The sequence below is a fragment of the Acinetobacter sp. TUM15064 genome, assembly GCF_008980265.1.
Taxonomy (GTDB): domain Bacteria; phylum Pseudomonadota; class Gammaproteobacteria; order Pseudomonadales; family Moraxellaceae; genus Acinetobacter.
This window is the reverse complement of record NZ_BKFU01000001.1, coordinates 109,612-124,543: the sequence shown is the minus strand read 5'-3', so window position 1 is coordinate 124,543 and position 14,932 is coordinate 109,612. Positions and strand designations below refer to the sequence as shown.

At 42.1% G+C, this 14,932-nt stretch carries 14 protein-coding genes; 5 read left to right on the top strand and 9 right to left on the bottom strand.

Annotation, left to right across the window (positions count from 1 at the left end; genetic code table 11):
* Nucleotides 1-53: 53 nt before the first annotated feature.
* Nucleotides 54-671 carry a LysE family translocator gene (locus tag GBI16_RS00575; RefSeq protein ID WP_086210345.1) on the bottom strand — a complete coding sequence of 206 codons (618 nt, stop codon included), beginning with the start codon at nt 669-671 and terminating at the stop codon, nt 54-56.
* A gap of 93 nt (nt 672-764) precedes the next feature.
* Between GBI16_RS00575 and GBI16_RS00570 the strand changes: the two genes are divergently transcribed.
* Nucleotides 765-1,223: an Lrp/AsnC family transcriptional regulator gene (locus GBI16_RS00570; RefSeq protein ID WP_151706318.1), complete on the top strand. Its 459-nt coding sequence runs from the start codon at nt 765-767 to the stop codon at nt 1,221-1,223.
* 613 nt (nt 1,224-1,836) lie between these two features.
* Here GBI16_RS00570 and GBI16_RS00565 read toward each other — a convergent pair.
* The 7 genes from GBI16_RS00565 to dapA all read right to left on the bottom strand — a co-directional run bounded on the left by GBI16_RS00565 (nt 1,837) and on the right by dapA (nt 7,589).
* Nucleotides 1,837-2,613 (bottom strand): ABC transporter ATP-binding protein, encoded by a 777-nt coding sequence (locus GBI16_RS00565; protein ID WP_151706317.1) that lies wholly within the window; start codon nt 2,611-2,613, stop codon nt 1,837-1,839.
* Nucleotides 2,614-2,621: 8 nt separating this feature from the next.
* Entirely contained in the window at nt 2,622-3,335 is a 714-nt protein-coding gene (locus tag GBI16_RS00560) for an ABC transporter permease (RefSeq protein ID WP_086210342.1), read from the bottom strand.
* Complete coding sequence (locus GBI16_RS00555) at nt 3,332-4,021, bottom strand: ABC transporter permease (protein ID WP_086210341.1); 690 nt, start codon at nt 4,019-4,021, stop codon at nt 3,332-3,334. The genes GBI16_RS00560 and GBI16_RS00555 overlap by 4 nt, the downstream gene beginning before the upstream one ends.
* 84 nt (nt 4,022-4,105) lie before the next feature.
* Entirely contained in the window at nt 4,106-4,891 is a 786-nt protein-coding gene (locus tag GBI16_RS00550; protein ID WP_086210340.1) for an ABC transporter substrate-binding protein, read from the bottom strand.
* A gap of 420 nt (nt 4,892-5,311) precedes the next feature.
* The gene (gene purC, locus GBI16_RS00545) at nt 5,312-6,031 is read right to left on the bottom strand and encodes a phosphoribosylaminoimidazolesuccinocarboxamide synthase (protein ID WP_004691818.1); all 720 of its coding nucleotides are present in this window, start codon (nt 6,029-6,031) and stop codon (nt 5,312-5,314) included.
* Between the two features lie 36 nt (nt 6,032-6,067).
* Complete coding sequence (locus tag GBI16_RS00540; protein WP_086210339.1) at nt 6,068-6,676, bottom strand: lipoprotein-34 precursor (NlpB); 609 nt, start codon at nt 6,674-6,676, stop codon at nt 6,068-6,070.
* 13 nt (nt 6,677-6,689) lie between these two features.
* Nucleotides 6,690-7,589, bottom strand: a complete 900-nt coding sequence (dapA, locus tag GBI16_RS00535; RefSeq protein WP_086210338.1) for a 4-hydroxy-tetrahydrodipicolinate synthase — start codon at nt 7,587-7,589, stop codon at nt 6,690-6,692.
* A gap of 712 nt (nt 7,590-8,301) precedes the next feature.
* On the opposite strand from dapA, the gene mhpT reads away from it, so the two are divergent.
* The 4 genes from mhpT (at nt 8,302) to ppk1 (ending at nt 13,610) form a co-directional block, all read left to right on the top strand.
* Nucleotides 8,302-9,507 (top strand): 3-(3-hydroxy-phenyl)propionate transporter MhpT, encoded by a 1,206-nt coding sequence (gene mhpT / locus GBI16_RS00530; RefSeq protein WP_110974699.1) that lies wholly within the window; start codon nt 8,302-8,304, stop codon nt 9,505-9,507.
* A 212-nt stretch (nt 9,508-9,719) separates the two neighbouring features.
* Complete coding sequence (pncA, locus tag GBI16_RS00525) at nt 9,720-10,364, top strand: bifunctional nicotinamidase/pyrazinamidase (protein ID WP_151706316.1); 645 nt, start codon at nt 9,720-9,722, stop codon at nt 10,362-10,364.
* 61 nt (nt 10,365-10,425) lie between these two features.
* A complete protein-coding gene (locus GBI16_RS00520) occupies nt 10,426-11,379 on the top strand; it encodes a bile acid:sodium symporter family protein (RefSeq protein WP_151706315.1) in 954 nt (317 codons plus the stop codon).
* 167 nt (nt 11,380-11,546) lie between these two features.
* Nucleotides 11,547-13,610, top strand: coding sequence for a polyphosphate kinase 1 (gene ppk1, locus GBI16_RS00515; RefSeq protein WP_110974696.1), 2,064 nt, complete (start codon nt 11,547-11,549; stop codon nt 13,608-13,610).
* A 57-nt stretch (nt 13,611-13,667) separates the two neighbouring features.
* Here ppk1 and GBI16_RS00510 read toward each other — a convergent pair whose 3' ends face one another.
* Nucleotides 13,668-14,921, bottom strand: coding sequence for a hypothetical protein (locus GBI16_RS00510; RefSeq protein ID WP_151706314.1), 1,254 nt, complete (start codon nt 14,919-14,921; stop codon nt 13,668-13,670).
* Nucleotides 14,922-14,932: the final 11 nt, after the last annotated feature.

Genomic DNA, 14,932 nt, shown 5'->3' with positions numbered 1-14,932 from the left:
TGTTGGAGTGGTTTATGTATGCGTTGTAGCCATGTGTAGGGATTTTTATATGCTCATGGCGTTAAACTACTCATCAATCGCAATGCAGTAGGTAAAACAGAGACCAGCAAGGCAATTGCCATCGTGATATTAAAGATAAAAGCAAACTGAGGTTTGATGAGATGCTGACGTAAGAAAAGTCCACTCACCGCCCAAATGCCAACGCAGGGAATCGAAACCAACATTAAAATCAGGGCGGCATAAATGATCTCGCTGACAGGAGGATTTAAAGCAAAATAAGTCGAGACTGTGCTGATAGCGATGATCCATGCTTTGGGATTGACCCACTGAAATAACGCACCTTGCAGAAAGCCCATGGAGGGTTTCTGCTCTAATTCGATGTTGAGTGGCCCACTAGATGCAATTTTCCATGCAAGCCAAAGAATATACATAAAACCAATAAAACCTAAAATAAATTGAAGCTGAGGCAGAGTAAGGAAAATTTGGTTCAATCCGATGCCAATGGTGAAGAGTTGTACGGCAACCCCAAAGGCAATGCCAAGAATGAGCGGTACAGTTTTATATATTCCAAATCGTGCACCAGACAGTATGACCAGTGCATTATTAGGGCCAGGTGTGCTTGTCATAACAATACAAAACAGCAGATAAGGTGCAAAGAGAGACATATTCATAATGGCTGAAAGGTCAAAATAAATATTATTTTATTGTTGATCTAGCACAATTTGATTGTATATTGATCTTTAAAAATGAATTTTATGCAATAAATGATTGAATTAGACCGCTTGGACCGAAAGATATTGTGTGAGCTTGAACGCGATGCACATTTAACCAATATTAAACTGGCAGAACGCGTGGGTTTGTCAGCCTCGGCCTGTTTACGACGCGTGCAAGAACTAGAAAAAATAGGCATTATTCGCGGATATAAAGCGGTGATTGACCGTTCGCTTTTGGGGATTGGTTTAACGGTTTATGTGACTATCGGGTTATCTTGTCACTCAAAAGAAAGTTTGGTTCAGTTTGAGGATGTGATTTCTGCTGCGGATGAAGTGACCGAGTGTCATACCATTACGGGCTCGGTTGAGTATTTACTTAGAGTGGAAGTGGCAGATATTAAAGCGTATAAAAAGTTCCATACGGATGTTTTGGGGACGATTCCTTGCATTACCTCCATCACCAGTTTTTTAGTGATGGAAACCACTAAAAATCAGTATACAAATATATAACGTGTCAATAGAACACCGAATGATCTAGCGAGGTTTTTCACATGAATCGCTATTCGCGAGTTGAACTCTTTCAGTCGTGCGTTGAATGTTGAAGTATTCTTGTCTGTTTGAGTGTACCGCGATAAAACGTTAGCTATCGGCCCTATATATGCGCCAAGTTGAAAGTGTTGGTTTAGGGTTGTAATAAGATGGCCCGATTAAAAAGAAAATGTCAGCCAGTAAATACGCTCCATATTCATTTCCTTAAATTTTTAACTCCTTTTTGCTGAGCCTTAGCGTTTTTAAGTTCAATTTTCGGTCTTTGTTTTGTTTCTGATGAAGCAAGGTTTGGTAAGAAAAAATCTTGCGATGCGATGTGCCCGACCACAGAACTTGTTCAATTTATATATGTAAAACAACTTTTGCTGTAAAAGCAGTCCATTTTTAATGCTGACGACTTCGTCTTGCACCACAGATAAAAGCAATGTTTTTATTTTTTTTTCGGGTGGTGGATGACATTAACCAGTATTAAATAAGATCTAGAGTTTAAAAAGAAAATGCCGGTCAGTTTCGGAACTGACTGGCATTCTGTTTAAAACGGGTTTTTCCTGAACAGAGTTCTGAGGGACATCAATTATTTAAAGTTACCTTCTAAAAACTGTTTTAGGCGTTCACTTTTCGGGTGAATCAAGACTTCTTTCGGGTCGCCTTGTTCTTCAATTTTACCTTGATCTAAAAATATAACATGGTTGGACACATGGCGTGCGAAGCCCATTTCATGGGTGACCACAATCATGGTTCGGCCTTCTTCAGCCAAACTTTGCATCACTTTCAACACCTCACCTACCAGCTCAGGGTCCAAAGCACTGGTTGGTTCATCAAACAACATCACCTCAGGCTCCATTGCCAAGGCACGAGCAATCGCGACACGCTGTTGCTGTCCACCAGATAGAAAAGAGGGGTATTTTGTTTCTACACTTTCTGCGAGCCCAACTTTTCTTAAATATTTACGAGCCCGTTCTTCCGCTTCACTCCGTTTTAAACCTAAAACATGAATGGGCCCTTCAACGATGTTTTCTAATACCGTCATATGTGACCATAAGTTGAAATGTTGAAACACCATCATCAGTTGGGTGCGCATTTTTTGTAGCTGTTTGGGATTTTTTGCTTTGAGATTGCCATTTTTATCCAAGCTCGTCTCTAACTGCTCACCATTGAGTTCAATGCTACCTTGGCTTGGCTGCTCTAGAAAATTGATGCAGCGAAGAAAGGTGCTTTTACCTGAACCCGAGGAACCAATAATACTAATCACATCGCCTGCATGTGCCTCAAGTGAAACCCCTTTTAAGACTTCATGATCGCCAAAGCTTTTACAAAGATCTCGAATCACCAGTTTTGCTGAATTTTCCATTTTTTCTCCTAATGATTCGATGGTTTTAAAAACGCCAGCCAGCGTTGTTCCAATTTACGAAAGATCCAAATGAGGATAAATGCCAGACAGGCATATAGCACAGCGGCAATGCCAAAGGCGTCAAAAGTGGCATAAGTGGCAGCATTAACATCCCGTGCAATTTTGAGAATATCAGGCACGGTTGCAGTGAAGGCAATGGTGGTTGCATGCAGCATCAAAATGACTTCATTGCCATAAAATGGCAGTGCTCGGCGTAGCATAGACGGAATAATAATGCGGGTATAGCGTTTCCACGGCGACATTCCAAAGGCTTTTGCCGCCTCAATTTCACCGTAGGGAATTGAACGTATTGCGCCAGCAAAAATCTCAGTGGTATAAGCCGCTGTATTGAGTGCAAACGCTAAAATGGTGCAATTAAGCCCTTCTCTAAAGAATTCATCGAGCCGTTCATGGGCATGGACAAATTCAAGGCTATAAATTCCCGTGTAAATAATCAGCAGTTGTACATAGAGGGGTGTACCACGAAATACATAGGTGTAAAACCAAACAGGAAGACGTAAAAAAGGATTTTCTGATACGCGGGCAACCGATAAAGGTACAGCTAAAACAAAGCCAATTGCAATAGAAAGCACCAACAACCATGCGGTCATGGCAACGCCAGTCATTTGAAAACCATCGGTCCACAGGTAGGACTGCCAATATTGTTGAATAATCTCAATCATAATTGTCCCTTTTTCACACCAGCAGAATAACGACGTTCCAGCCACATGAGTATTAAATTTGAAAGGGTGGTGATGGCCAAATAAATGACTGCCGCAACGATACTGAAATAGAACACTTGCATGCTGCTTCGACCTGCATCTTGGGTAATTTTGACAATGTCGGTCAAACCAATTAAGGACACCAAAGCGGTGGCTTTGATGAGGACTTGCCAGTTGTTACCAATGCCTGGTAAGGCAAAACGCATCATTTGTGGAAAGAGGACACGCCTGAAAACTTGAAATGGGGTCATGCCGTAGGCATATGCGGCTTCAAGTTGACCTTTGGGGACGGCTTGAAATGCACCACGAAAGGTTTCAGTAAAATAGGCCCCATAAATAAATGCCAAAGTAATCACCCCAGCCACGAAGGGATTGATATCAATTTGCTCCATCTGCAAAGATTCGGTAATGGAGTTCAGTCCAAGTTGCAGGCTATAGAATAACAACAACATGATCACCAGATCGGGAACACTACGAATGAGTGTGGTATAAACAGTCGCAACATAGCGTATGATTTTAATATGGGAGAGTTTGGCACTTGCACCAAACAATCCAATCATGATCGAAAGTACAAGGGATAACAATGCAAGCTGAATGGTCATCCAAGTGCCACTGAGTAATACGGGACCATAGCCAGACAAAAACATACTCAGTTTCTCCGAGTAAAAATATAATATTTTGTAAATCAGCTATATATAAAAAGTGTCGGTATTGAACCGACACTTTATAGGTTAATAAATGCTGAAGGAGAAGTATTTTTTCTCGAGTTTTTTATAGGTGCCGTCGGCAATAATTTCAGCTAAAGCCTTATCAATATTCTTTTTCAGATCGACGTCTTCTTTACGTAAGCCGATGGCAGCCCCTACACCGAGTGTTTTGGCATCGACCACATTATTGCCTGCAAAAGCAAAGCCTTTACCTTTTGCTGATTTCAGGAAACCACCATCAACCATAATTGCATCTTGTAATGTTGCATCTAGACGCCCAGAAACCATGTCTTGATAAAGCACATCTTGGTTTGGATAAGGAACCACATTCACACCTTTAGGTGCCCAATAAGCTTTTGCATAACTTTCTTGGATGGTCCCTTGTTGCACACCTACACGTTTTCCTTTCAAAGAAGCGGGTGTCGGAAGTAAAGGAGAGCCTTTTTTCGCGACCATGCGGGTTGGAGTATTATAAATTTTATTACTAAACGCGATTTGTTTTGAACGATCAGCCGTCACGGTCATGGATGATAAAATTCCATCAAATTTCTTGGCTTTGAGGGCAGGAATCATTCCATCAAAGGAGTTTTCTACCCAAACACATTTGGCTTTTAATTTGGCGCAAATAGCATTTCCCAAGTCGATGTCAAAACCGACCAGCTTATTGTCAGGGGTTTTATATTCAAAAGGAGCGTATGCGGATTCTGTACCAAAACGAATAGTTTTCCATTCTTTGGCTTGAACAGAGCCGCTCAACGCAGTGAGTACGAATGTGGTCGAAAGGAGTAATTTCTTTTGCCAGTTTTTCATTGTAAATATAGCCATCCGTAAAAAATCAAATCTAGAAAATAAGACGAAGATAGAACTTATCCTACTGATTACTTTTGAATAAAAGCAATATTTATACCAATTTTCCGATCGTTGGTGATGAGTTGATCTTTCGCCATGAGATAGGAGGAAATAAGCGTACTGTTTCGGTTGGAAAATTTTTATCTAAAGAACGTCCTGTTCATAAGTTTTTATCATATTCAAAAACATATCTGATACATAGCTGAAATATACCTGAAGTCTTGTGCGCTATGACGTACAGCGTTGTTGATTTTTTAGCAAATTTCGATGTCCACAAAGTGTATTCTGAGTGAAACGTGGTTTGAAAACGAGCAGACTATAGATGAAGTTTAAACAAAAAAACCGAGCGTTTAAGCTCGGTTTTTTTGAATCTGTAATAGATTAGATATCAGAAAGGTCGATACCTAAACGTGCAGCAACTTCTTCGTACGCTTCAACCACACCACCTAAACCTTGACGGAAACGGTCTTTGTCGAGTTTTTTCTTGGTTTCTTTGTCCCATAGACGGCAGCCGTCTGGAGAGAACTCATCACCAAGAACAATACGGTCGTGGAATACACCAAACTCAAGTTTGAAGTCCACAAGTAGCATGCCACCTTGGTCAAATAAGTTTTTAAGCACTTCGTTCACTTGGTAAGTGAGGACTTTCATTTGCTCAAGTTGCTCAGCAGTTGCCCAACCTAAAGCAATCGCTTGAGACTCATTCACCATTGGGTCGCCAAGAGCATCATCTTTGAAGAATAATTCAAAAGTCGGCGGAGTTAATTCCTTGCCTTCTTCTACACCTAAGCGACGGCATAAAGAACCTGCTGCATAGTTACGAATCACACATTCAACAGGGATCATGCTGAGTTTTTTCACTAAAACTTCTGTTGGTGAAAGAAGTTTTTCAAAGTGAGTCTCAATGCCAGCCGCAGCCAATTTATCCATGATAAAGGCGTTAAAACGGTTGTTCACCTTACCTTTTCGATCTAGTTGTTCGATCTTTTCACCATTGAATGCCGAAGCATCGTCACGAAAGACTAAAATCAGGTGGTCTGCACTGTCTGTTTCATAGACAGATTTCGCTTTACCAGTATAGAGCAAGGTTTGTTTTAACATGAGGGAACCTTTTTCAAAAAAAAATGCCTAGTACGACTAGGCTGGCCAATTTTGGTAAATCTGAGTTAACAATTCTGTGGCTTTTTCAGGCGCTGCAAAACTGTTATCGGCATTGAACACTGCAAGGTTATTGCTTGTACCGACAGCGGTTAGTCTTAACACATAGGTCTGTTGATCGACCTTAATGGTTGCTTCATAACCATTTTTGCCTTGGCCAACGATTTGATGGTTGAGACTGCTGAGGGTGGCAAGTGTGTATTGCCAAATTGTAGCAGAATTTCCTTCAACTTTGAGCAGCGGATTCTTATTTCCGTCAATAATCAATTGAGGGCGACCTACGGCTACAGCTACGGTTTCAGTTGATTCTGTTTGGTTGGTAATCTGAGTTGATTCTGGGCGAGGCATTGCGAAACGGTTACCACGCTTGTTTTCAAGTACTGGTGCGTGTTCTACAGCAAGTGCCTCAACCGTTGGAGCTGGATACAACGGCGTTGCAGGTCGAACCATTGAGCCTTCAGGGTATTTAAGAGGTTCCAAGCTTGCTGTTTCTTTATAGTCCAAACTACCGTTATTGACTGCAAGAGAACTACAACCCGCTAAACTGACGACTGAAAGTGCGAGGGTAAGACCTAAACGTAATTGCATATTAATGTGCTCTTTATTGAATGACACCCGCTTTTGTGAGTGCTTCACGGAGCGGTGTGCGATATTGTTCTGCAAGTGGTGTTAATGGTAAACGAATACCCGTTTCGATTAACTCCATTTCATGAAGTGCCCATTTCACAGGAATTGGGTTCGATTCGCAAAATAGAATTTCGTGTAGATTTGCAACTTGAGTATTTAAGCTTTCTGCCTTTTCAGCTTCACCTGCAAGTGCTGCTGCACAAACATCACTCATTTGTTTTGGTGCAACGTTTGCAGTCACAGAAATATTACCTTGAGCACCTGACAAGATCAGTTGGTAGGCTGTTGCATCGTCGCCTGAATACACAGTCATATCTTTGCCAGCAAGACCCTCAAGCAGAGCTTGACCACGAGCAACATCGCCTGTGGCATCTTTAATGCCTACAATTTGTGGGATATCTGCCAAACGAATAACGGTTTCATTTGTCATATCAACGCCAGTACGGCCTGGAACGTTATAAAGGATCTGAGGCAGATCAACCGCTTCTGCAATGGCTTTATAATGTTGGTATAAGCCTTCTTGAGTCGGTTTATTATAATACGGGGTAACAAGAAGGGCAGCATCTGCACCCAGTGCTTTGGCTTCTTTGGTCAACTCAATGGCTTCGCGAGTTGAGTTCGCACCAGTACCCGCAATAATCGGGATGCGTTTGTTTGCTACACGAATGATTTCTTTGATCACTTGTGTATGTTCTTTCATGCTTAGAGTAGACGCTTCACCCGTTGTACCGACAGCAACAATGCTATTTGTGCCTTGTGCGATGTGCCACTCAACGAGCTTCTCTAGACCCTTCCAATCTACGCTGCCATCTTCAAACATAGGGGTGACGATTGCGACAATTGAGCCTTGGATGGTCTGTGCTTGCTGAGTCATTTTAAAAAAATATCCTATTTGTCCATCCAGTTAGGCCAGAAAAACATAAGATTGGATGGGTACGTATTTTAATTTATAGCATTTTCAAAGCGCTGATGCATTGAATAATGCTTATGCAAATTATGAACGAACACAACATGAAGAACAATATGATTTAGTCAAAGTGTATAAAAACTTTATCTTTTGCTACAAAAATAAAGCCTGTTTAAATGCTGTACAAAGAACATGCTTTTCATCCAAAACCTGAAAATAGTATTTCGCAAGGCAGACGTGAGTCGTTTGGAGCCATCGAAAAGTGGTTTTTTAGATGAAAAAGAGGCCTAAAAGTCTATCAAACCTGATATTCCGTGTATAAAAGTCAGAATTTAAGACCTTTTAAAACTCATACAAGATGTAAATGTGATTTCTGCAAATCTGTTTGCTACAAAAGAATCATTGCTAAAAGGCAGTCTAATCATTCATTTCAGCTATCACTAAAAGGGGGAAACTTGCTTTTATTAAATCGGTGATATGCCTATTTTCAGCATTTTAGTCTAAATTTTTTCCTTATTTTTATTGTTTTTAAGACTATATCTGAACGGATGTTAATACAGGACTAATCCACTAATTTCAGCCATTTGTATGATTTCATTCCACCTTTTGATAGTTATTTCTCCGACCTTGCTCATAGATGATGGCGTTTTTGGAACGCTGATTGAACAAGGATTTCCCAATGCAAAAATCAGATAGGCAACATGCAATTGTCACGGTTGCGATTTGCTTCTTAATTGCAGTCATCGAAGGGCTGGATATTCAAGCAGCAGGTATTGCAGCCGCAGGCATTCGTGAATATTTCGGTTTGGATAGTTCACAGTTGGGGGTGTTTTTTAGTGCAGGGATTCTGGGTCTATTGCCCGGTGCACTGGTGGGCGGGCGTTTTGCTGACCGAATTGGCCGTAAAAAAGTGTTGATTGGTTCAGTGGCTATTTTTGCGGTCTTTACACTCTGTACGGTGTGGGTCAACAGCTTTAATAGTTTATTGCTGGTGCGGTTCTTGGCAGGTGCTGGTCTTGGTGCGGCGATGCCGATTTTAATTACCTTAGCCTCTGAGGCAGTTTCACTACAAAACCGCGGTCGTGCTGTTGGATTGATGTACTGCGGTATGCCTGTGGGTGCTGCCATTCTTTCATTGGTTGCAAGTACTGAGTTTGGTGCCAACTGGAAGAATATTTTCTATTTGGGTGGTTTATTACCGATTATTGTCATTCCTGTGATGATGTGGTTGTTGCCTGAGTCGAAGGAATTTTTAAAGACCCAAAACCCAGAATCTGCCACTGAGGCTGCACCTCAAGCCGCGTTTAAAGAGCTGTTGAACGCGGATAATTTATTTAGAACCTTATTTATTTGGGTGAGCTACTTTTTCACCCTGATGGTGGTGTACATCATGCTCAGTTGGTTGCCATCACTGTTTACTGAGTTAGGCTTTTCACGTAAGGAAGGTGCAACGGCGCAGTTCTACTTTATGCTAAGTGCGACAGTGGGGACCGTGATTTTAGGGATGCTAACAGACCGCTGGAAGAAAGCTTATGTCATCGTACTGATGTATGGCGGCATCTTGGCGGGATTATTGGCATTAAATGCGGCTTCTTCACTGAATCAAATGTATTTGGCCGCAGCATTGGTTGGTGCTTTTGTGATTGGCTGTCAGGGCGTATTGTATGCTTTTGGTGGAATTGTCTACCCAACTGAAGTACGTGGCACAGGTATTGGCGTCGCTTCTGCCGTAGGGCGGATTGGCGCAATGCTAGGGCCTGCAATTGCTGGAGCATTACTAAACGCAGGTTTCGGTGCAGCAGGAGTCATTTCAGCAGCGATTCCATGTATTGTGATTTCAGCGGTGATGATGTTGTTACTGACCCGTCGTATGAAGGGCGTATGACATCATCCATAAGCATGAGTTGGAAAATAGCCTGCTAGAAGCAGGTTTTTTTCATCAAAATGACAATGCTGCGTAGCGTACTTGTTGATTTGCTTCAATATCCATTGCACTCAAGGCTACAGTCATTTAATTTTGACCCGCGAGGATGAATACTGTTTTATAAATTAAGCTAAGCTTGGCCTTCGAGCACAGAACAAAAAGGACAGAGAAGAATGCAGAAGAATATGGCACTGATTGTGGTGGATGTACAAAATGGTTTTACCCCCGGCGGAAATCTAGCGGTGGCAGGATCAGATCAAATTATTCCTAAAATTAATCAGTTGGGCGCTTATTTTGACAATATTGTACTCACCCAAGATTGGCATCCAGAAAATCATATTTCTTTCGCAGAGAATCATCCTGAAAAGCAAGCTTTTCAAACCATTGAATTGGACTATGGCACACAAGTGCTGTGGCCACGCCACTGTGTACAAGGCACGCAGGATGCTGAATTACACCCTGATCTCGACCTTGCCAAAGCACAGTTGATCATCCGTAAAGGATGTCATGCACACATTGATAGTTATTCTGCTTTTTTAGAAGCGGATCACAAGACTCAAACCGGACTCGCAGGCTATTTAAGAGAGCGTGGGATTGATACGGTATTTATTGTTGGGATTGCAACAGACTTTTGCGTTGCGTGGACCGCAATAGATGCTGCGCAACTCGGTTTTCAAACTTATGTCATTGCAGATGCCACCAAAGGTATCGACTTACAGGGATCTTTACAGCATGCATGGCAAGACATGCTGGCGCAAGGCGTAAAACGTCTCTATTGCAAAGACATTGCACAACAATATGCACAAAGGATGCATTGATCCAATCGGGACTCTGTAATTATCAACATAGAAATCATAAGACATGCTGTAGGGAAAGGTCATGGGCACTTTTTTAAGATTTACCACTTGGATTCAAAAAACCTTTGCTTTGTGGGTCGTATTATTTGCAGGGATAGCACTTTTGAGTCCTGAAACCTTTGTCTGGATGAAAGCTTATATCACGTGGATGTTGGGCTTGATCATGTTTGGTATGGGCATGACCATGACGTTGAGCGACTTTAAAAGTGTGATGCAGAGTCCAAAAGCAGTTGCGATTGGGGTGGCTGCCCAGTTTGTGGTGATGCCAAGTGTGGCATATGTGTTATGTGTGTTGTTCCGCTTACCCGCTGAAATTGCCATAGGAGTCATTTTAGTGGGCTGTTGTCCAGGAGGGACGGCATCCAATGTGATTACTTACATGGCGAAAGGCAATACAGCTTTGTCTGTCGCATGTACCACGGTATCAACCTTATTGGCACCCGTGTTGACTCCCGCGATTTTCTATCTGCTGGCCAGCCAATGGATTGATATCAATGCATGGTCGATGCTGAGTTCAATTTTGCAAGTGGTCTTGTTCCCGATTATTTTAGGGCTGGTGGTACGTGCTGTATTGAAACATAAAGTTGAAAGCTATATTTCAGTGATGCCTTTAATTTCCGTGGTCGCAATTGTGTTGATTGTGGCAGCGATTATTGGTGGCTCAAAAGCACAAATTTTAGAATCGGGCTTACTGATTTTAGCTGTAGTCATCTTGCATAATGCTATTGGCTATTTACTGGGGTATGGGGCTGCACAGTTATTTCACTTGCCACATGCTGACTGTAAAGCGGTTTCGATTGAGGTGGGTATGCAAAATTCAGGTCTCGGCGTGGCTTTGGCGGCTGTGCATTTTGCTGCTTCTCCAATTACAGCGGTCCCCAGCGCCATCTTTAGTTTATGGCACAACATTTCAGGACCTATTTTAGCCAGCTATTGGGCAACAAAAGCAGACTCAATGCTCAATAAAAAAAAGTGAAAAAGAACATATTTTGGTTTAAATACTGTACGCTGTTCAAGCTTTAAGCATAAAGTCAGGATGAACTTTCTATTTGGGCTGTGATTGTAACTAAACTGTCATAAAGACTGCCTAACATCCCTGCCAAACACTTCATAACAGACTGTTTTAAACAGCATTGAGAGGGTATGGATAATTTTCAGCATTCATCGGTGACGTATTTCAACCGAGAGCTATCGTTATTTGAGTTTCATCAGCGGGTTTTAGCACAAGCATTAGATTTGAGTTTGCCTGTGCTAGAACGCTTAAATTTTTTAATTATTTTTTCACGTAATTTGGATGAGTTTTTTGAGATTCGTATTGCGGGTTTGATGAAACAACGCGATATGAATGCCATTGCCAGAACCCCTGATGCGCTCCCCACAGAAGTCGTACTACAAGACCTGTCTCAATCTATTCATACTGCGGTTCAAAAACAATTTGAAACGCTCAATCATTCGATTTTACCCGAGTTACAGGCTCACGGTATTCAATTCCTTCAGTTCCAAGACATCTTAGAAAAACATAAAACGTGGATTGCAGAATATTTTGCCAAAGAAATCCAACCTGTTTTAACCCCAATCAGTCTAGATCCGTCACATCCTTTTCCTCGTCTTGTGAATAAAAGTCTGAATTTCATTGTGAGTTTACAAGGTAAGGATGCTTTTGGGCGAAGCATTGAGATGGCAATTGTTCCTGCGCCACGTTCTTTGCCTCGCCTGATTTCGATGCCCAAAGCAGTTTCAGGCAGTGTAGACACGCAGATTTTCTTAACTGCGATGATTCAGCAGCACATCAGCGATTTGTTCCCAGGTATGAAAGCTACAGGCTGTTATGCCTTTCGTGTGACGCGTAATGCCGATTTGATTTTGTCGGAAGATGTTGACGATTTGGCGGTTGCGCTAAAAGATGAATTGTCTTCACGTCGCTTTGGGCGCGCGGTGCGTTTAGAAATTGAAGATGACTGTCCCGAAGCAGTGATTGATTATCTGCTCAAGGAGTTTGATTTAACTGAGCAGGAGCTTTATCGCATTGATGGGCCGATCAATCTTTCACGTCTTAGTACCAGTTGTGATCGACCTGAATTGAAACATCCAGTTTTTATTCCCGTTATTCCCAAAGTTTTGCGTAAACAAAAAAGTACCTTTGATACTTTAAAAGCACAGGATGTATTGTTGCATCATCCGTTTGATTCTTTTCAGCCTGTAATTGGCTTATTAAAAGAAGCTGCGAAAGATCCAAATGTGCTAGCGATTAAACAAACCCTTTACCGTAGTGGGCCCGACTCTGAAATTGTACAGGTCTTGGCAGAGGCAGCACGAAATGGCAAGGAAGTCACAGCAGTGATTGAGTTACGTGCGCGTTTTGATGAAGAATCGAATATTACTGTGGCCAATATTTTGCAGGAGGCGGGCGCGGTGGTGGTGTATGGCATTGTGGGCTATAAAACGCATGCCAAAATGATTTTGATTGTACGCCGTGAAAATGCTCAGTTGATTCGCTATGCTCATCTAGGCACAGGCAATTATCATGCGGGCAATGCCCGTATGTATACCGACTATGGGCTGATGACTACACAGCCTGATATTTGTGAAGATGTTCACCGCATGTTTCAAGAACTGACGGGGATGGGTAAGATGGCCAAGTTGAAGGCATTATTACATGCGCCTTTTACTTTACACAGTGAACTGTTAAAGCTGATTGAGCAAGAAATTGAGTTTGCACAAGCTGGTCAGGCCGCACGTATTATCATTAAGGTTAATGCTTTAACTGAACCGCAACTGATTGCTGCGTTGTATCGTGCGTCACAAGCTGGGGTGCGGGTTGATCTGATTATTCGTTCGATCTGCTGTTTGATTCCACAGGTCCAGGGTATGTCTGAGAATATCCGTGTACGTTCGATCGTGGGTCGTTTTCTTGAGCATACGCGAGTTTACTTTTTTGAACATGGCGGTGAGAAAAAGCTGTACTGCGCCAGTGCAGACTGGATGGGACGCAACTTATTTTCACGTGTGGAAACCTGCTTTCCAATATTAGATCGCACTTTGAAAAAACAAATTTATAAAGATGGGCTAATAAGCTACCTGAATGATTGTTTAAATGCTTGGGAGCTACAGGCCGATGGTCATTGGCTTAAAGTAGCCTGTACTGATCCAGAGCAGCGCTATAGTGCACAGCAACATTTGGTTGCCCAAAAGCAACTGAAAATTTGAGTTCGACAGAGAAAAAAAGCCTGACATGTGTCAGGCTTTTTTTCTGCTCGGACGTAATTAAGAGGCTTTAGATTGTTTTGCTTTTAGAATTTCAGTTCTTAAAGTTTGTGCCAATTCGGCAGACTCTGAACCCATACCATTGACCATAAAGGCATGACGGGTCAAGACATTGGTTGGATTCGGTAAATTGATCAATTGATAGCTTTCGGAAATGTCTTTCAATAATTCATTGCTTAAATGCACCGCACTTTCTTTGGCAGATAGTTGTTGCACTAAACGTTCAGATGCTTGAGTGGCAGACAGTTGCATTGCATCAACTGCAGTTGAAATACCACAACGTGTTTGCAAAACAAAGCGCTTTTCTTCGCGGTAACGTTTATATAAAACGTCAGACAATAGCTGGAACACACTGCTGATCATCATGAGACATGGCACGGCATTCGGCGTGTCGGTCGACATGGTGAGGGTTGCACCATGCTCATTAAATGACTGATGTGTGCTGACGTCTGAGCTGTTTAATTTAAAGTGCTTTAAGCAAAGCTCGGTACTTTTATTCAGAAAAATTTGGCACAAGTTAAAATACGGAATTGAGACCGTGGTATTGACTGAGTCCATCAATTGTTTTGGGTCATAGAATTGAATATTGAGTGCGACCGAATGGTTGTCCACGATCACAGGTTTTTGCTCTTTCGGCTTAGCACTGGTTTTGACTTGTTGCTGTGCTTGAGCAATCGCGACCGCAGCATGATGCTTTTCTTGTTCTAGTGTTTGCGTTAACACTTGAATTTCGTGTTTTAAGCGAGATTCATTATTGATCCGTGCTAAGTATTCAGTACGGCTTGGGCGAGCAATCGCACGATAAGCCAACCACAGTAAACCATGAATCGCCAAAGACAATAAAATTGCTAACCATTGCGTCCGCAGAATTTCGCCCATACTTGGTTTGATGAGTGTGATCTCGATACTACCCACTTTCTTTTCGTTTTGTAGCGCATCACGAACAAACACTTCACCATCTCGTGTTCGCACCTGACCACCAGTTGCCAGCACTTGATTATTGGCATCCAATATACGAATGGAAGCTACGCTTGGGTTGGTCGCATAGCGATCCACCAAAAGCGCGAGAGAAACCGTGTTGGCAGGTTCCAGTTCTGTAAGACTGTCTGTCACCAATTGAGAGGTCATCAGTTGACCTTGGCTGGCACGGTTTTCATTCAGTTGATGAGTCGTTGCCAATACCAATAAAAAGGTATGTAAAGCAAAACTTACAATTAATAGGCTAGCAAATAGCCCTTGTCTAGGCGCATTCAACGTAAACTTCC

What these genes read in the sequence shown, in the direction of transcription:
- GBI16_RS00575 (WP_086210345.1), bottom strand. Translation starts at nt 671, where the DNA reads ATGAATATGTCTCTCTTTGCACCTTATCTGCTGTTTTGTATTGTTATG.
- GBI16_RS00570 (WP_151706318.1), top strand. Translation starts at nt 765, where the DNA reads ATGATTGAATTAGACCGCTTGGACCGAAAGATATTGTGTGAGCTTGAA.
- GBI16_RS00565 (WP_151706317.1), bottom strand. Translation starts at nt 2,613, where the DNA reads ATGGAAAATTCAGCAAAACTGGTGATTCGAGATCTTTGTAAAAGCTTT.
- GBI16_RS00560 (WP_086210342.1), bottom strand. Translation starts at nt 3,335, where the DNA reads ATGATTGAGATTATTCAACAATATTGGCAGTCCTACCTGTGGACCGAT.
- GBI16_RS00555 (WP_086210341.1), bottom strand. Translation starts at nt 4,021, where the DNA reads ATGTTTTTGTCTGGCTATGGTCCCGTATTACTCAGTGGCACTTGGATG.
- GBI16_RS00550 (WP_086210340.1), bottom strand. Translation starts at nt 4,891, where the DNA reads ATGAAAAACTGGCAAAAGAAATTACTCCTTTCGACCACATTCGTACTC.
- purC (WP_004691818.1), bottom strand. Translation starts at nt 6,031, where the DNA reads ATGTTAAAACAAACCTTGCTCTATACTGGTAAAGCGAAATCTGTCTAT.
- GBI16_RS00540 (WP_086210339.1), bottom strand. Translation starts at nt 6,676, where the DNA reads ATGCAATTACGTTTAGGTCTTACCCTCGCACTTTCAGTCGTCAGTTTA.
- dapA (WP_086210338.1), bottom strand. Translation starts at nt 7,589, where the DNA reads ATGACTCAGCAAGCACAGACCATCCAAGGCTCAATTGTCGCAATCGTC.
- mhpT (WP_110974699.1), top strand. Translation starts at nt 8,302, where the DNA reads ATGCAAAAATCAGATAGGCAACATGCAATTGTCACGGTTGCGATTTGC.
- pncA (WP_151706316.1), top strand. Translation starts at nt 9,720, where the DNA reads ATGCAGAAGAATATGGCACTGATTGTGGTGGATGTACAAAATGGTTTT.
- GBI16_RS00520 (WP_151706315.1), top strand. Translation starts at nt 10,426, where the DNA reads ATGGGCACTTTTTTAAGATTTACCACTTGGATTCAAAAAACCTTTGCT.
- ppk1 (WP_110974696.1), top strand. Translation starts at nt 11,547, where the DNA reads ATGGATAATTTTCAGCATTCATCGGTGACGTATTTCAACCGAGAGCTA.